Origin of the sequence: Pseudomaricurvus albidus (genome assembly GCF_018863235.1) — a bacterium.
Classification (GTDB): Bacteria; Pseudomonadota; Gammaproteobacteria; order Pseudomonadales; family Cellvibrionaceae; genus Pseudomaricurvus; species Pseudomaricurvus albidus.
The window spans coordinates 89,081-107,401 of record NZ_JAHKRS010000003.1; the positions used below are offsets into that span (position 1 = coordinate 89,081).

An 18,321-nucleotide genomic window follows, 5' to 3' on the forward strand; every position below is an offset into this window, starting at 1 on the left:
TAGCTTCAGAGTCAATGGAGCTAGAAAAATTACCGCTGCGGGAGCCTAGAGCAACCCCGCACCTTTTAACGCGTCACGTACCTGCTGGTGGTAGATTTCTGACAGAGGCGTCAGAGGCAAACGCAAGCCCGCCTGAGTCAGTCCCATCTCGGCCACGGCCCACTTCACAGGAATCGGGTTGGACTCAACAAACATGGCGTTATGCACCGGCACCAGTTTTTGATTTAGTGCGCGAGCCTCATCGGCCTTGCCGGCAATAGCCAGTTCACACATACGGGCTATTTCGGCAGGCGCAACGTTAGCGGTAACACTGATGTTGCCTTTACCGCCCAACAGCATCAACTCTACGGCGGTCGGGTCATCCCCTGAGACAATGATAAAGTCATCCGGAGTATTGGCCATCAGCCACTCAACACGATCCATCTCGCCAGTGGCTTCTTTGACACCGAAGATATTGTCTACTGCCGACAGGCGCGCAATGGTTTCGGGCGTCATGTCCACACCGGTACGGCCGGGAACATTGTAGAGCATCTGCGGCAGAGCCACGGCTTTGGCAATGGCCTGATGGTGCAGGAACAAACCTTCCTGAGTCGGCTTGTTGTAATAAGGGGTTACAGACAAGCAGGCGTCTGCACCGGCATCTTTGGCCGACTGGGTTAGCTCAATCGCCTCGCTTGTGGAGTTGGCGCCGGTACCGGCAATCACAGGGATACGGCCATTGACCTGATCAACAACCTTTTTGATGACCTGCAAATGCTCATCCACATCCAGAGTGGCGGATTCACCGGTGGTACCCACTGCGACAATCGCGTGCGTGCCCTTTTCAAGGTGAAAATCTACCAATTTATGGAGGCCTTCCCAGTCCAGCTGACCATCTGCCATCATTGGGGTAACCAGGGCAACCATACTGCCTTGAAACATGCACTATCTCCGTCAGGGTAAAGCAAAAGCGTAATGTTACTGACGCCCTTACCCCGACACAAGTTCCCCGATCATTTTCTTTTATTTTTATGGGGTTAGCGCCCTGAAAGACCCTTTTCAGAGCAAAAACCTGTCTGAAAAGGCGGGGAGATCTGTCTAATCCAGCCCGGCGGAGACCTGAAGCCGCTCAACGACCGGCTATTCAGCGGCACTGACCGAGTCAGTGGCGCAAACGGGCATCCAGCTGATCCACAACTTCGGCCCAATCCGCATCTTCTTCAACGGCTTCTTTTAAAAACCGAGCCTGATTGGGACTCCAGAACGTAGCTTCTGACAACATCTGCCCCTGATCCAGTCGGTGACGGGTTATGAAGGTTTCGATATCCTCGTCATCGTGGGGCAGTCCAAGCTGTTGAAACAAGCTGTTCATTGAGTGCAAACTGGTATCCATAATATCGTCATCCTCACGGTTGGTGATTGATGCCTATCAGTATAGACAGTGATCTCAGTCTCCAATGGATCGCCTGTCCGGCACTCAGGGAGCCGGGTTAGGATTGTGACTATGCACTCGCTCTATGTCTTTCAGCAACTCGTCGCTCAACACCATATCGCAACTGTCGATGTTGGACTTCAACTGCTCCATGGTGGTCGCACCAATGATATTACTGGTGACAAACTCACGACCGGTAACATAAGCCAGCGACATTTGAGCGGGATCGAGACCATACTTCCGAGCCAGCCCTACATACTCCTCCACCGCAGCGTCGGTACGCGCACTGGTGTATCGGGTGAAACGGTCAAACAGGGTAATGCGGGCACCTTCCGGCCGCTGACCATTCATGTACTTGCCGCTCAGGACACCAAAAGCCATTGGCGAGTAGGCCAGCAACCCCATCTGCTCACGCATGGACACCTCGGCCAGGCCAATCTCGTAGGTGCGGTTCACCAGACTGTAAGGATTCTGAATGGAAACCGGTCGCGGCAGATCAAACTCCTTAGCCAATGACGCGTAATGCATAGCCCCCCAGGCAGTCTCATTGGACAGGCCTACATGGCGAATTTTGCCTTGCTGCACCAGTTCTGCCAGGGCTTCCAGGGTTTCCCGGATCTCCACGCCGTCGTCGGTGTCATGGCGATAGTCCATACGGCCAAAGAAATTGGTATTCCGTTCGGGCCAATGCAATTGATAGAGATCGATATAATCGGTTTGTAGACGCTGCAGGGATGATTCAATCGCCTGATGGATATGCTCCTTGTTCAGACGCGGGCCTCCGCGCAAATGCTTCACCCCCGGATTGTTGTCTCCCCGGCCAGCGGCCTTGGTGGCCAGAACAATCTTATCGCGCGTACCACGACTGGCAATCCAGTTGCCAATGTAGGTTTCCGTCAACCCCTGGGTCTCGGGACGAGGCGGCACCGGGTACATCTCCGCCGTATCAATAAGATTGATCCCCCGCTCCAGCGCGTAATCCATCTGCTCAAACGCGTCAGCTTCACTGTTTTGCTGTCCCCAGGTCATGGTGCCCAACGCAATGGCACTGACTTTAAGATCGGTTTTACCCAGTGGGCGGTATTCCATAACTAAACTCCTCTAAGCGGGATCGGGTCGGTGCGAGGTGACTATTCAAGGATTTCCCAGATTTCCTCGCCCATAATCCAGTGTTTTTCGTGGTGTTTCTTGGCTTTCCCGTCATGCACCAGTTTTTGCAGGTGTGACCAAAGGGCAATATGGGTTCCCTTGATCAAGTCTCCTTCCACCTCCGGATAGACCAGAGGCGCCAGCTCCTCGACCGTGCCTTTCTTTTGTGATCTGAGCACATCCAGGGCTTTGTTTTCTCGAGTCAAACGATGATCATAGAGTTCCTGAAACACCTTGTCCGGGTTTGACAACAAGTGGCCGTGGGCAGGTGCCAACAGCTGAATACCGGTCCCCTGAAGCTTTTTCAAAGACTCCAGATACTCCCACATGGTGCCGCCGTGAGGTGGAATAATCACCACCGTGGCACCCTGCATAATATGATCGCCAGCAAACAGCATCTGCTCCTGTTCCAGCAAAAAGCAGACATGGCGCTTGAGGTGTCCGGGCGTGTAGATCGCCTTGATCTGGTAATCGCCGGCATCAATAACCTCACCGTCCTCAACATCCCGCTCAGGGGTGAATGTCGTGTCCAGGTGCTCCAGTTCCGAATTGACGGTTAAACCAATCATCTCAGCCCCGGTGGCATCGGCCAGAGGCTTGCCAGCCGGAGAGTGGTCCTCGTGCCCGTGCGTAGCCAGAATCCGGTCAATCTTGCCGTCGGTGGCCTTGAGAATCGCATCAATGTGAGCCTGATCGTTCGGACCAGGATCGATCACGGTAAAACGATCAGTACCAACAAGATAAGTGTTGGTGCCCGGCCCCGTGAAAGAGCTGGGGTTGTTGGCCGTGATGCGTTTAACCAGCGGGGACAGAACAACAGGCTCATCGTAAATCAAATCAAAATGAACCAGGGTGGTGTGTATATCAGCCATAGTAATTCCTGCGTCGGGCTCCCCACTCATCGGGAACCGGTAGATACACAAGGCTAACAACTTCCGGGGAGTAAGGGAAAGCCGAAATAGAAAAATGGCAGAATCGACAGACAAACAAACAAAAACGGCCGGAAATACCGGCCGTTTTTTATCCTGTCAAACAAGCTGACCGCTGTCGGGTCAACTTATTTGAAGTTGGCTTCTACCATTGGATCGGTATCGGCTTCGTAATCGATGCCGTCCCAACCAAAGCCAAACAGCTTCAGGAACTCCTCGCTATAACCTTTGTAGTCGGTCAATTCAAACAGGTTTTCCTCTGTCACCTGTGGCCACAGAGCTTCAATTTTAGCCTGAGTCTCAGGACGCAGCTCCAGATTATCCATACGATAGCGGTTCTGGTCATCCAGTCGTGGTGAGTCTGTGTACAGCCCTTCGGTGAACAGGCGGTACAGTTGCTCGATACAACCTTCGTGAGTCCCCTCTTCCTTCATCACCTTGTACACCAGAGAAATGTACAGCGGCATAATGGGAATCGCAGAGCTGGACTGAGTTACCAGCGCTTTCAATACGGATACATTGGCCTTGCCATTGACTGAGGCCAGCTGCTCGTTGATGGCCTTGGCCGCACGATCCAGGTCTTCCTTGGCTTTACCAATGGTTGCGTGACCGTAGATTGGCCAGGTCAGCTTTTCGCCCAGATAGGTGTAGGCAACGGTATTGCACTTGTCGGCCAGCAAGTCCGCTTGTTTAAGGGCATCAATCCACAATTCCCAGTCTTCGCCACCCATCACTTTCACCGTTGAAGCGATTTCTTCTTCGGTCGCCGGCTCGACGGTGATGTCCGTAATGGTCAGCGTGTCGGTGTTGAGATTTTTTGCGGTATAGCCTTCGTTAATCGGCTTCAGGACACTGGTGTAAACCTCACCGGTTTTCGGATCCTGACGGCGTGGAGCACCCAGACTGTAAACAATCAGATCCACCTTACCCATGTTTTCTTTCAGCAGGGCTATGGCTTTTTCCTTGCACTCGTCAGAAAAGGCATCGCCATTGATGCTTTCGGCATACAGGCCTTCGGCCTTGGCGGCTTTTTCAAACGCGACAGTATTGTAGTAACCCGCAGAAGCTGTACGTCTTTCAGTCGGTGGCTTTTCGAAGCACACACCCAAAGTATTGGCACCACCGCCAAAAGCCGCGGTAATACGTGAAGCCAGACCATAGCCATTGGAACAACCAATCACCAATACATTCTTTGGTGCATCGGCGATGGCACCCTGATCCTTGATATATTCAATCTGCTCCTGAACGTGGGCTGCGCAGCCTTCCGGATGAGCCGTTGTACAAATAAAACCACGAACTTTGGGTTTAATAATCATGTTTCCATCCCGTAAGAATGATTGCTGAAAAAACGGGCAAATAGGGTCTTCCCCTGCCTCGATTTATAAGTATTTGTAATCCTGGTAGCGGGACATTTTACAGCCCTGACGATTGGCTATTATAGTCACCCGCGCCTGAGAAAACAGTGATTTCCCTCCCGAGCAAACAACTAACTGTCTGATTTTCCGGCCGAGCTGGCTATAATGCCTGCCCAACACCCAGCAACACTCAGGCTTTACCCATGTTCACACTGCGTTACGACACCCCCGCCGAATGGACTCAAATCGTCATTGCCGATATGGATACCTTTCTGATTGATCACGCTGCCGCCGAGAAGAAAGCCTCGGGCATGGCCATTTCAATGCTGTCTCACTATCCGGATCGCACAAAACTGGTCAAAGCCATGATCGACCTTTCCATTGAAGAAATGACCCACTTTCGCGAAGTGGTGAAAATCATGACAGAGCGGGGCCTGCAACTGGGGTCTGATACAAAAGACCCCTATGTCAACGAATTCCGGAAGGTCATGCGCAAAGGCAGCGACCTGTACTTTCTTGATCGTTTATTGACCGCCGGCATTATCGAAGCCCGTGGCTGTGAACGCTTTGGTCTGGTGGGTGAAGCCCTACCCGCCGGCAAACTGCAGGACTTTTATCGCGCGATTGCCAAATCCGAGGCCAAACACAATCGTCTGTTTGTAGACCTTGCTGCTGAGTACTTTCCTCAAAGCGATATCGAACAGCGCATGGATGAACTGCTGAACATTGAAGCAGAGATCATCAAAGCCCTGCCTCTGCGCGCAGCCTTGCATTAATTGTTTAGTGCCTTCTGATGAGCGCTGTTGAAAAGTACCTGTCCCAGCATGCCGAACCGGAACTTTCGGAGCTGGCTGGCTGGCCGCAGGAACTGCGCTACGATCACTGCCTGGTAATCCCCGCGTACGACGAATCACCGGAGTTTTTCCAGAAACTGCTGGCTAGCCCCCTCTCTCAACAGCGTCCACTGTTGATCCTTGTGGTGAATCGCCCGGATCACATTGCAGACTGTCCGGCCAACGTTGCCCTGCTGGAATCCGTTGCCGAAAGCCTGCCCAATGTCTGGCGCAGTGAAAGCAGCCGTGAAGACGGCAGTGGTGCCTTGTCACTCTACGACAACGATCGATGGGGTGTTCTGTGTGTCGATCGACACACTACAGCCATTCCGAAAAAACAGGGCGTGGGTTTAGCTCGCAAACTGGGCTGTGATTTGGCCGCCCGGCTGATTGCCAATGGCGCGGTACACTCGCCGTGGATCCACAGCACCGACGCTGACGCCTGCTTACCTGCAGATTATTTCGATGCTGCGCAAACGCTACTGGACACAAGTGCAGCAGCCACCTACAACTTTGAGCATCAACGTGGCGACAACATTACCGCACAGGCGACCGAAGCCTACGAGCGCACTTTGCACCACTATGTGATGGGCCTTAAACACGCCGGCTCACCCTATGCCCATCACACCATCGGCAGCATTCTGGTGATTAACCACAAACACTATTGTCAGGCACGGGGATTTCCCAAACGCTCCGGAGGAGAAGACTTTTACCTGCTGAACAAGTTGGCGAAACTGGGAACCATAGAACATGTATCCTGCCGTATTACACTGCAACCCCGCCTGTCTCATCGAGTACCGTTTGGCACGGGACCGGCAACGATAAAAATCCAGCACCAGATTGAAAACGGACAACCCTTACTGAGTTACGACCCAGCCATTTTTGATCATCTGAAAACCTGCATTGACACATTTGAAGACGCGATTGAACACAACCAGCCACTGGAACAGGCACTGCAAACCCTGCCAGAGCTCAGTCAAAACGCTTTACAGAGCCTGGAGTTTTTACAGTGTATTAATCACCTGCAAAAAAATCCCGACCCCGCCTGGAAGAAGAGACATTTTCATCACTGGCTGGATGCATTTCGCACGTTAAAATTTTTGCGGTTTCTTCAGGCCGAACGCTTTCCCCCCATCCCCATGACATAAATCTCTGGTGCGATTTGAGGCCAGGGCCTGGTGCATTAAATGTTATCGCTCTCCTGATCGCATACCGCGGTTGCCCGCGCCGCCACCAGATCAATTTGCGGATCAAAACTGTCCGGGCTGGCGGCCTTCCACCAGTGTGCGTAATGAGTACCGCAGGCATCTTCGATTAAACTGTTTTCCGGCAGGAATTTGTAAATTCGGTCAAACACTTTAGAGTCTGTGGCACCCAGCCGATGCACCAAATGATGCGGCTGCAAATCCCGCGGATGCTCAAGCCCTGCCGCACCGACAATATCCGCAAGAGCGCTGAGCGTTTTGCGATGAAAGCGCGCCGCCCGCTCCCCCTGCACGTCCACCACCAAACCCCGCTGACGACCGGCATCCTGAGTCGCGATGCCGGTTGGGCAAGTCCCCAGATGACAGCGCTGTGACTGAATGCAACCAATGGAAAACATAAACGCCCGGGCCGCATTACACCAGTCGGCCCCCAGCGCCAGATTGCGAGCCAGTCCCGCCGCAGAGAACACCTTGCCACTGGCCGCCAGACGCACCTTGCTGCGCAATCCGGTACCAACAAGAGCATTGCGCACAGTAATCAAGCCCTCGGTCAGAGGCATACCCACATAATCTGACAACTCCATGGGTGCCGCACCTGTGCCGCCCTCACCCCCATCCACCACGATGTAATCCAGATAAATACCGGTTTTGATCATGGCTTTCATGATCGCCAACACTTCGTGAATTTGTCCTACACACAATTTAATACCCACCGGCTTGCCACCGGACAGCTCTCGCAGACGGGCCGCAAACTCCACCAGTTCTACCGGTGTCGAAAACGCCGAGTGCCCACGCGGCGAAATACAATCCTCGTGTACCGGAATCTTTCTGACTTCAGCAATTTCCGCTGTCACCTTAGCCGCAGGCAACATACCACCATGACCGGGCTTGGCCCCCTGACTGAGTTTGATTTCGGTCATCTTGACTACGTCCTGCGAAGCCGATTCCCGAAACAATTCGCCATCAAAGCGCCCTTTGCTGTCCCGACAACCGAAGTAACCCGAACCAATTTCCCACACCAGATCGCCACCGTGTTTCAAGTGGTAGGGACTGATACCTCCTTCGCCGGTGTCGTGATAAAAATTGCCCAGCCTGGCACCCCTGTTCAAAGCCGAAATCGCATTGGCCGACAAGGAGCCGAAGCTCATGGCCGAGATATTTAAAATGGACGCACTGTAGGGCTGACTGGTTTGCTCGTTACCCACATCCACCCGAGGTTCTTCCTCCGGCTTTTCCGCCGGCATAATGGAATGTGCGAGCCACTGATATTCACCGGAATCAGTGTCACGCTTGGTACCAAACGGCTCGGTATCCGGCAGCCCTCTGGCTCGGGCGTACACCAGATCCCGGGCATCCTGACTGAAAGGCTTGCCCTCAAGATCTCCCTCCACAATGTAGGCTCGCAGATAGGGTCGCAAGTCATAAAACAGCCAGCGAATGCGGGCAGCAATGGGATAATTACGGGTAAGGGTCCACTTTTCCTGATAGTGGTCATACACCCCCAACAGAAACAGCGGAAAAAAAATCAGCACACCGATCCACCACCAACCGCTGACGGTCAACACAAGAGCCAAACACGCGACCGACAGCAACAGCGATAAAATCCACAGACTGTAGCGTTTGAATTCAACGTTTAAGGAAAACCCCGAATGGGAAAGCGTTGGCATACCCTCTGCTCCTGTGAACAAGTAGCTTCCCTCAAGATTGGTCGCTAAGTGGCGTTTTTACAAGGCGGGAGCAAAATGACAGGCCGGAAACAAAAAGAGCCTGCAATGCAGGCTCTCAAGAGGAGGATCGAAGCGACTGCCAATCAGAGCAGCAACTTACGAATATCACTCAACACAGAGACCATGTACGTGAAGAAACGTCCACAGTCGGCACCGTTGATCGCCCGGTGATCGTAAGACACACTCAATGGCAACATGTTGCGCGGAACAAATTCAGAACCATTCCACACCGGTTTGACCTGCGCTTTGGATACGCCCATGATGGCCACCTCCGGCGCATTCACAATGGGTGTGAAGCCGTTGCCGCCAATGGAACCCAGACTGGAGATGGTAAAACACCCACCCTGCATATCCCTTGGCATCAGCTTTCCGGCGCGAGCCTTGGCTGCCAGCTCGGCGGATTCTGCGGCCAGCTCCCACAAGCCTTTCTTGTCCACGTCACGAATCACCGGCACCATCAACCCCATGGGAGTATCAACGGCCACGCCAATGTGGATGTAGTTTTTCTTCACCACGTGCTCGCCATCAGCGTGCAGGGACACGTTAAATGATGGCTCGGCTTCGAGAGCGGCAGCCGCAGCTTTGAGCAGGAACGGTAAAGGTGTTAATTTCACCCCGCGTTTTTCCGCTTCGGCTTTCATGGATTTACGGAAGTCTTCCAGCTCGGTGATATCGGCATCATCGAACTGAGTGACATGCGGGACATTCAGCCAGGAGCGGCACATATTGTCACGAGTGAGCTTGGCAATCTTGCTCATCTTGACCATTTCAATGTCGCCAAACTGGGCGAAGTCCACTTCCGGAATGGCCGGAATGCCGCTGCCACTGGACACCCTGCCGCTGCCGACATCTTCCAGCACCTGCTTCACATAGCTGCGCACGTCGTCGTTAGTAAAACGGCCTCGTGGCCCGGAGGGCTTCAACTTGTTCAGATCTACACCCAGTTGACGCGCCAGCTTGCGCACCGAGGGGCCTGCGTAAACACTGGCGCCACCGGTCACCTCATCCGCGGACTGTGTCTGCGCCGCTGGCAGTGATTCTTTGGCAGCGGGTTGAGACTTTGGCTCAGGCGCTTTTTGGGGCGTCTCAGACGCTTCCCCGGCAGCCGGTGCAGTCGCTTGCGGCTCTTTCTTCGTTTCAGATGAGGCTGAGGCACCCGCCACTTCCAGCAACACCAGCGCATCGCCTTCGGATACCTTATCGCCTTCTTTCAGCTTGATTTCCAAAACCTTACCCGCGGAGGGCGAGGGAATTTCCATGGACGCCTTGTCACTTTCCAGCACGACGAGAGAGTCACCTTCACCCACTTCGTCGCCCACAGCCACGCACACCTCAATGCACTCGACGCTGTCACTGCCACCCAGATCGGGAACCGGCACCAGCTGTTCGGAGGAGGCCCCGGAGTCAGCAGCTTCTGCCGGTTCTTCAGCTACAGTTTCCTGCTCCGCTTCAGTAGGTTTCTCTTCAGTTTTAGCTTCACTCTCCGAAGTTGCTTCAGCGTCATCACCGTCGATTTCCAATTCAAGAATCGCATCACCCTCACTGAGGGCATCGCCTTCTTTGACTTTCAGAGAAACCACCTTGCCGCCTTTCGGCGAGGGAATCTCCATCGACGCCTTGTCGGATTCCAATACCACCAGAGATTGCTCTGCCTCGATCACCTGACCGGGCTCGACACACACCTCAATCACATCAACCTTGTCCGCACCGCCGAGGTCCGGAACAGGAATAATTTCAATAGCCACACTCACTCCTTATCCTTAACGGTTCGGTTTAGTTGTACAGAGGATCAATTTTATCGGCAGTAATGCCAAACTTTTTCATGGCTTCAGACACCACAGAGGCTTTTATCTCGCCCTCGTCGGCCAGCGCTTTCAGTGCCGACAATACGACAAATTCACGATCTACCTCAAAGTAGCGACGCAGCTTGGAACGGGTATCACTGCGACCAAAACCATCGGTACCGAGCACGGAAAATGGTGCCGGGATATAGCCGCGCAACTGTTCCAGATAATTCTTCATATAGTCCGTTGCACCTATGACGGGGCCTTTTCTGCCTTCCAGCTGTTGTGTCACGTAAGCTTTTTGCGGTTCAGCTTCCGGGTTCAGCAGGTTGTAGCGGGTACAGGTTTGTCCTTCACGGGTCAGCTCGTTGACACTGGTCAAGCTCCAGATATCAGACTCAATACCGTAATCGTCACGCAGAATATCAGCAGCCGCTTCCACCTCACGCAAAATGGTACCGGCGCCCATCAGCTGCACACGCTTGTCAGACTCCTTGCCCTCTTTAAAGAGGTACATACCCTTGATGATGCCCTCTTCAGCACCGATCGGCATTTCAGGATGTTTGTAGTTTTCGTTCATGGTGGTGATGTAATAGAAGCAGTTTTCTTTATCTTCAAACATGCGCTTCACACCATCCTGAATCACGACCGCCAACTCATAACTGTAAGCGGGATCATAGGAGCGACAGTTAGGAACCGTATTCGCCAGAATGTGGCTGTGACCATCCTGGTGCTGCAGACCCTCACCGTTAAGGGTTGTACGGCCAGCGGTAGCCCCAATCAGGAAACCTCTCGCCTGACTGTCGCCCGCTGCCCAGGCCAGGTCGCCAATACGCTGGAAACCAAACATGGAGTAGTACACGTAGAACGGAATTAACGGACAGGCTGCGGTACTGTAGGAAGTCGCCGCCGCAATCCAGGCGGACATGGCTCCGGCCTCGTTAATACCCTCTTCGAGAATCTGACCCTGCTTGCTCTCTTTGTAGAACATGATCTGATCGTGATCGTGCGGGGTGTATTTCTGCCCCTGGGAAGAATAGATACCCAACTGACGGAACATGCCTTCCATACCAAAGGTACGCGCCTCATCCGGCACGATCGGAACCACACGCTCACCGATATTCTTGTCTTTCACCAGAGTCGACAACAGACGCACAAACGCCATGGTGGTGGAAATTTCGCGCTCACCACTGCCTTTGATCTGCGCCTTAAACGCATCCAGTGGCGGTGCTGGCTGTTTGGGGAAGTCCGACTTGCGAGCCGGCAAGTAACCGTTCAGTTCTTGACGACGTTTCTGCATGTATACCATTTCCGGGCTGTCTGGCGCCGGACGGTAGTACGGAACATTCTTCAGTTCATCGTCGGAGATAGGAATACCAAAACGATCGCGGAATCGCTTAAGGCTTTCCAGATCCAGTTTCTTCACCGAGTGCGTTTCATTTTGTGCTTCCGCCGCTTCACCCATGCCATAACCTTTAACGGTTTGCGCCAGGATCACCGTGGGCTGTCCTTTGTGCGCAACGGCTTCAGCGTAGGCAGCATAGACTTTGAACGGATCGTGACCACCGCGGTTGAGGTACATGATGTCCTCGTCACTCAGGTCTTTAACCAGTTCCAGCAGTTCAGGGTATTTACCGAAGAAGTGCTCACGGGTGTATGCCCCGCCATTGGCCTTGTAGTTCTGCAACTCGCCGTCACAGACTTCGTCCATGCGTTTCTGCAACAGACCGGTTTTGTCTTTCTCCAACAAGGCGTCCCAGTGACGCCCCCAGACCACCTTGATAACGTTCCAGCCCGCGCCACGGAAAGATCCTTCCAATTCCTGAATGATCTTGCCGTTACCACGCACAGGACCATCGAGACGCTGCAGGTTACAGTTGACCACAAAAATCAGGTTTTCCAGCTGCTCGCGACCCGCCATGGAAATCGCACCCAGGCTTTCCGGCTCATCACACTCGCCATCGCCAAGGAACGCCCACACTTTACGATCGCCACGTGGCGACAGACCGCGCGCGGACATGTAACGCATCACGTGCGCCTGATAAATCGCCTGAATCGGCCCCAGTCCCATGGACACCGTCGGGAACTGCCAGTAATCAGGCATTAACCACGGGTGCGGATAGGAAGACAAACCACCACCATCGACCTCACGACGGAAGCTGTCCAACTGCTCCTCATTGAATCGACCTTCCAGATAGGAACGGGCGTACATACCGGGAGATGAATGGCCCTGAAAGTAAATCAGATCTCCCTCTTGATCACCGTCACTGCCTCGGAAGAAATAGTTGAAACCGACATCGTAAAGTGTTGCCGATGAGGCAAAAGAAGAAATATGACCACCCAGGCCTTCATCATTGTCATTGGCGCGCATCACCATTGCCAACGCATTCCAGCGGATCAGCGAGCGGATTCTGCGCTCCATAAACAGATCGCCCGGCATGCGTTTTTCCGCCGTAACAGGAATGGTATTTCGATAGGGAGTGGTAATCGCCGCAGGCAGGCTGACACCCAGATCGGTGGCTCGATCAGCCAACTGCTTGAGTAAGAACGCCGCACGGCCCTTGCCGCCATAGCGAATTACAGAGTGCATTGCGTCAAGCCATTCGCGGGTCTCCAGGGAATCTACATCCTCCTGAAGCCGTGTTTCTTCATTACTCATATCTTAAAAATCCTGTCCTGATAGCCTGAATACAGCCACCGTTAATCGTGGCGCCCCAAAAGGCCCCATGGGAAGTGTCACTAGAGTATAGGCATCGATTTCAATGCCGGCAGGCCGCTTGGCCCGCCAACTGGTTTCAGAATGGCTGACATCCGCCAACACCCTGACAACCCATTGACACAAGGAGGCTCAAAAAAGTTGTAGTATTTTTACACAAATAACATCGAGAGACAACATCCGGAACAGGCGCCCCAGTAAAAACGAGCAGAAAAAGTACAAAAACCTTTGTAAATCAAAGGCCATTTGAAATCATCAAATGTAGAATAACTACAAAACGGTGACAGTTTCACAAAATTACAGGATCAAACAGACAGCTGGTCGGTCAGTGAAACCACCATATGCACCCCACAGGTGCCTGCAACGCACAGAGAACAGAGAACAGAGAACAGAGAACAGAGAACAGATAGTAACAAAGAAGAGGCAAATTGAGACGCAGGGTACGGCAGGCGCGGCTTAAAGGGTTACCGACACCCGCCTTAGAGAATCAACTCGAAATTGAGCCGACTCAGGGAAAGACATATGAGTCTGAGCGCTGCTTGAACTCATTGATGTTCTGGATGGACGCTTCTGGTGGCTGTTCAACCGCTGCCCCGGCTGTCAACCACAGCGACCGGGGCTGTCCAAGCACGGCTTTGCTGTAGGCAGAGACTGACTTCGGCGTCAGCTTCTCTACCGCACTGATCAACTTTTGGCGACGATCAAAATCCGGACTGTTGGTAATAATTTCCTTCCAGTAGCGCCCGGACTGCTCCATCAGATTTTTAGGGGCCTCCCTCAACTCTGCCAGAATGGATTTTCGATGATCCTCAAAGTCGTTCACCGAACCGGCCTGAGCACTCACAAAGCCCTGTATTTCATCAACCACCACATCCAGCGGCGCGGACGGCGACTGGACCACAAACAGGTTTCCTGCAACGTCCTTAAGTACCATGCTGGTCAAAAATACGATGTACCCCAGTTGCTTCTCGGTGCGTAATTCATTGAAAAAAGACGATTGCAGCATCTGCTGAATCATCATCATATTTGCTCGGTCTTCAACCGATTTGCCTTTTGCCTGGGTGTACAACATGGCAGACACATCGTGGTGATCTACGGTCAAGTGATAATCCTGAGCACCTTTGGGGAGCTTCACCACACTGGCGTCAGGCAACTTTACCGCCTCGTCACCCTCCGGCGCATCATAGAGCTTGTACTCTATCAGGGTCGCCAGTTTAAGCGCCTCCTGACTGTAAAAATTACCGTAGATCAACACCTGTGACCGGCTGCCCCGCCACAAGGCTTCTGTGAAGTGTCTTAGCTCCACAGCTGTCACCGACTCGAGCGCATCGGCCATTTCCTGATCATCCCAAAGCGGCGAAAACATCAACGCCGGAAGCTTTTGAAACAATTGCTGGTAAGGCGTCAATGAAACCTGATTGCGCCAATTGCGGATCAACTCCTGCTTGAGATTAGCAAAGCGCTCATCACTAAAGCGACCTCGATCCAACACGTTCAGAATTTTATTGAGCAACGCCCCCTGACGATCGTTATAACCATCCAGAGACAAATCAAAACCGCGACTGTTGGCACTGACGTTGAAACCCAGCCCCGCCAGCGATGCGGGATAGGTAATTTCATTGAGAGAGTCATTCACCAGCTCGGCAAACAAATGCCCCATGGCCGCATTTTTCGCAGACTGACCTACCAGAGGAACATAGGTACGAATACTGATACTGGCCTTGGGAATACGGAACTCGTCGTCCTGCTTAAACCAGACATCAATAGCGTCATTGTGTTTGATTCTTTGCGGCAAACTGGACACCCTCTCCATGGCAGGCAACGGTTTGACGGTCAGATGACGGGGTATGAACCGGTTTCTCTCGGGAAGATGCAGTTTGTCCAGTTCTGCCTTGGGCATGCTGGCCACTTCGTAGCGCAGTTTTTCCACCGCATAGGGCGTAGTGTATTTCGGACTGATCTTATCGGTTTCGACACTCGGCGCAGTCACAACCCACAACAAATTATCCGGGCTCAGGGATTTTAAATATCGGCGAATAAGTCGCGGGTTGTAGTCATCAAAAGCATAGCTCCCCCTGATAATATCCTCTGCAGGATAGAGGTGCATCTGACCAGCCAGACGACTGGTTACGTTAATCGGCTCCCCTTTCTCGGCAAACCGAAAAGCCATTTCTGCCAGCGTCTTCTGCTCGTCATAGCGCCACTCGTCGACACCATTGTCCCTGATTGACTGAATAACACGAAAGGCAGTCGCCACAATCTTGTCCTGATTCTTCAGCCCTTCCGGGGTCAGGCGAATGGATATATTAAAAGTGCCTTCATTGCGCCCCCCCATGCCGCCACCCGCACTTAAACCCTCAGCCCAGCCAAGATCCTTCAACAGAGACAGCAAACTGCCTTCGCCTTCATGCCCCAACAGGTTACCCAGATACTGAGTCGGTTTTTCGCGGTAGTATTTATCCGCGGGCGGCACAGGAAACATCAACGTCAAACGACGCTCGTCCTTGACGGGCTTGATACTGATACGCGCCGGCAAAAAGTTGTCATCAAAGAGTTTTTGCCCGGCAATACTCGACTTGATCTCGCGCTCCGGCACCAGAGAGAAGCGCTCACTGACCATAGCTTCGAGCTGATCAAGTGTCTCCCGCCCCAGAACCACCAGAGTCATATTGCTGGCCGAATAGTGATCCTGGTAAAACTGCAGCAAATCCTCCCGCACAGGATCTTCCGGCTCATTAGATAAAGTATCGAGACTGCCGACACTGAACCTGGACATGGGGTGACGCTGATTTACCACCTCGCGCAAGACATCCAGCTGACGGCGATAGGCGTTCTTGATTTTGGATTTGTACTCGGAATGAACGGCATTGCGTTCACGATCGACATAGGCTTCGGTAAACAGGGGGGCAATAAAGAACTGGGCAAAGCGATCCAGCGCCGGCTCAAGATAAGATTGGTCAATATCAAAGTAGTAGTTGGTGTGCTCGCTGGCCGTGTATGCATTATGGCTGCCGCCGTGGGAACTGATATACGCCTGATATTCATCGGGCGCCGGGTATTTTTCTGTCCCCAAAAACAGCATATGCTCCAGGAAATGCGCCAACCCCTCTCTGTCCCGGGGATCATCGCCACTGCCCACATTCACATCCAGAGCCGCACTGGCCTTATCAGTGGTGGGATCGGAGATCAGCAGCACTCGCAACTGGTTGGGCAATGTCAGGTATCTGTAGTCCCGGTTGTCGTTCGGGCTCTTGATTACCGGCTCACCCCAGGACACCCCGGGCAATACGATCAACAACAGGAACCACACACCTAAAACTGCACGAAACACTTGCAAGAGCCACTCCTATATGAGGAATTGAACAAAATTACTTAACACGGGTAAGTAATTTAACAGGACTACCGGATAAAAGCTGCACCAAGGTCTCCCGCTGGCTGAATAACCAACCAGAGGGAGAACTGAATCAACTAGGATTCTTCATCAGCAACCGCCGGTGTCGATACCGGCCAGGCATTGAGGATAGCTTTGATCAGAGTCGCCAAGGGAATAGCAAAAAAGACGCCCCAGAACCCCCAAAGCCCACCAAACACAAGGACCGCAAGAATAATGGCAATGGGATGCAGGTTTACCGCCTCGGAAAACAGCAGCGGCACCAGCACATTGCCGTCCAACGCCTGAATAATACAATAGACCACAAACAGCCAATAAAATTCGTTGCTCAACCCCCACTGGAACAAACCGATCAGCAACACTGGCAAGGTAACCACTGCCGCACCAATATACGGGATCAATACCGACAGCCCGACCGCCAGCCCCAACAGCAGCGCATAATTGAGTCCGAGCAACACAAACGCGATGTAGGAAGTCACACCTACGACAATGATTTCAATCACCTTGCCACGCACATAATTGGCGACCTGATCATCCATTTCATGCCAGATCTGGCTGAGCATAGGCCGCTTGCTGGGCAAAAAACTGGTCAACCAGTGAATGATAACGGCGCTGTCCTTAAGGAAGAAAAACACCAAAATGGGCACCAAAATCAGATAAATCAGGATACCTGCAAGAATAGGCAAATTGGACAGGGAAAAGGTCAGCACATGCTGCCCCATGGCACCCAACTCACGTCCGGCTGAAGCAACCAGCTGCTGCACCTGCTTATCGGTAATCAACTGAGGGTATTTTTCAGGCAACAGCGATAACAAATGCTGACCCTCGGTCAGCATTCCGGGAATTTCACCAATCAGACGCACTGACTGCTGCCACAGCACCGGCATGACATACAAAAAGAAAACCCCCAACGCCGCCACCAATACACAAGTCGCAATGCTTACTGCCAACCAGTGTGGGAAGTTCCAGCCTACCAGACGATCAACCAAGCCCTGCAGCAAAAACGCAATAATCAGAGCCGTAATCGCGGGAGCCAAAACGCCACCCATCGTCAGGATAATCAGCAAGCTGCCAACCAGAATCATGGTCAACAGAACGGCTTCCTCTTCTCCGAAGTAGCGATCGACCCAGGTCTTCAAAATGTTCAGCACGCACGATTCTCCATTTTTTGATCTACAAGCAATTCCAATATCATCAATAACCCATGCACAACGACAGAACCGACACCTATCTTAAGCTTTTTGCAAAATATAGGTATAGCAGCCGCCCTCTTCTGAACGCTCAAGCAAAGAATTGCCACTCAGTTCCGCAAAAGTCTGAAAATCCCTCACCGAACCGACATCCGTAGCCAGCACCTTCAGCGTCTCACCCGATTGCATTTGATTCAGCGCCTGCTTTGCCTTCAACAACGGCAGCGGGCAGGACAGTCCGCGCGCATCAACTTCTTTCATGACGGTGTGATTTACCTCTTTGACGATTTCACCAGACTGTCCTCCAGACACAAAAGTGACTGAAAGCAGCGCCTCTGGTCACTGCAACGACTCACTGACAATATCAATGCAGTCCAAATCTGCTAAATAGTGCGGAGTCGGTGGGAATTCTGGTGGCATTGCCCTTATTTTTACTGCCAAGGGAGAAAACCGGACGCCAATAATGTCGAAGCCAGCATCAGACCACAAGCTTTATGGATATTTTCACCACTTGTCGCCATTTTTGGTAATTTACTGTGCCCTATCTCTCAGGCAAACAGCCCGGATTTGAGAGTTCCAGACTGGTGAGAGCCCCTCAACTGCGTTAGAGTTAGGTCACGCTTTAAAGGTA

The 18,321-nt window shown here is 52.6% G+C and carries 13 protein-coding genes; 2 read left to right on the forward strand and 11 right to left on the reverse strand.

Features of this window, described 5'->3' with window-relative positions; translation table 11 throughout:
* Positions 1-45: 45 nt before the first annotated feature.
* The 5 genes from dapA to fabV all read right to left on the reverse strand — a co-directional run bounded on the left by dapA (position 46) and on the right by fabV (position 4,805).
* On the reverse strand, positions 46-921 hold the full coding sequence (dapA, locus tag KOI40_RS06885; RefSeq protein ID WP_216096747.1) for a 4-hydroxy-tetrahydrodipicolinate synthase: 876 nt from the start codon (positions 919-921) through the stop codon (positions 46-48).
* A 220-nt stretch (positions 922-1,141) separates the two neighbouring features.
* Positions 1,142-1,372 (reverse strand): DUF2789 domain-containing protein, encoded by a 231-nt coding sequence (locus KOI40_RS06890; protein WP_216096748.1) that lies wholly within the window; start codon positions 1,370-1,372, stop codon positions 1,142-1,144.
* Positions 1,373-1,456: 84 nt separating this feature from the next.
* Positions 1,457-2,500: an NADP(H)-dependent aldo-keto reductase gene (locus KOI40_RS06895; RefSeq protein WP_216096749.1), complete on the reverse strand. Its 1,044-nt coding sequence runs from the start codon at positions 2,498-2,500 to the stop codon at positions 1,457-1,459.
* Positions 2,501-2,541: 41 nt separating this feature from the next.
* Complete coding sequence (locus KOI40_RS06900; RefSeq protein WP_216096750.1) at positions 2,542-3,432, reverse strand: MBL fold metallo-hydrolase; 891 nt, start codon at positions 3,430-3,432, stop codon at positions 2,542-2,544.
* A 185-nt stretch (positions 3,433-3,617) separates the two neighbouring features.
* The gene (gene fabV, locus KOI40_RS06905; RefSeq protein ID WP_216096751.1) at positions 3,618-4,805 is read right to left on the reverse strand and encodes an enoyl-ACP reductase FabV; all 1,188 of its coding nucleotides are present in this window, start codon (positions 4,803-4,805) and stop codon (positions 3,618-3,620) included.
* A gap of 242 nt (positions 4,806-5,047) precedes the next feature.
* On the opposite strand from fabV, the gene KOI40_RS06910 reads away from it, so the two are divergent.
* Together KOI40_RS06910 and KOI40_RS06915 are read left to right on the forward strand one after the other, a co-directional pair.
* The gene (locus KOI40_RS06910; protein WP_216096752.1) at positions 5,048-5,620 is read left to right on the forward strand and encodes a MiaE family protein; all 573 of its coding nucleotides are present in this window, start codon (positions 5,048-5,050) and stop codon (positions 5,618-5,620) included.
* Positions 5,621-5,637: 17 nt separating this feature from the next.
* Positions 5,638-6,825, forward strand: coding sequence for a hypothetical protein (locus KOI40_RS06915; RefSeq protein ID WP_216096753.1), 1,188 nt, complete (start codon positions 5,638-5,640; stop codon positions 6,823-6,825).
* A gap of 35 nt (positions 6,826-6,860) precedes the next feature.
* Here KOI40_RS06915 and KOI40_RS06920 read toward each other — a convergent pair whose 3' ends face one another.
* The 6 genes from KOI40_RS06920 to KOI40_RS06945 form a co-directional block, all read right to left on the reverse strand.
* Positions 6,861-8,549 carry an FMN-binding glutamate synthase family protein gene (locus KOI40_RS06920; protein WP_216096754.1) on the reverse strand — a complete coding sequence of 563 codons (1,689 nt, stop codon included), beginning with the start codon at positions 8,547-8,549 and terminating at the stop codon, positions 6,861-6,863.
* A gap of 143 nt (positions 8,550-8,692) precedes the next feature.
* Positions 8,693-10,354, reverse strand: coding sequence for a dihydrolipoyllysine-residue acetyltransferase (aceF, locus tag KOI40_RS06925; RefSeq protein WP_216096755.1), 1,662 nt, complete (start codon positions 10,352-10,354; stop codon positions 8,693-8,695).
* 28 nt (positions 10,355-10,382) lie between these two features.
* On the reverse strand, positions 10,383-13,052 hold the full coding sequence (gene aceE / locus KOI40_RS06930; RefSeq protein WP_216096756.1) for a pyruvate dehydrogenase (acetyl-transferring), homodimeric type: 2,670 nt from the start codon (positions 13,050-13,052) through the stop codon (positions 10,383-10,385).
* Positions 13,053-13,617: 565 nt separating this feature from the next.
* The gene (locus KOI40_RS06935; protein ID WP_369413162.1) at positions 13,618-16,440 is read right to left on the reverse strand and encodes an insulinase family protein; all 2,823 of its coding nucleotides are present in this window, start codon (positions 16,438-16,440) and stop codon (positions 13,618-13,620) included.
* 137 nt (positions 16,441-16,577) lie between these two features.
* Positions 16,578-17,651, reverse strand: coding sequence for an AI-2E family transporter (locus KOI40_RS06940; protein ID WP_216096758.1), 1,074 nt, complete (start codon positions 17,649-17,651; stop codon positions 16,578-16,580).
* Positions 17,652-17,732: 81 nt separating this feature from the next.
* Positions 17,733-17,951, reverse strand: a complete 219-nt coding sequence (locus KOI40_RS06945) for a sulfurtransferase TusA family protein (RefSeq protein WP_216096759.1) — start codon at positions 17,949-17,951, stop codon at positions 17,733-17,735.
* Positions 17,952-18,321: the final 370 nt, after the last annotated feature.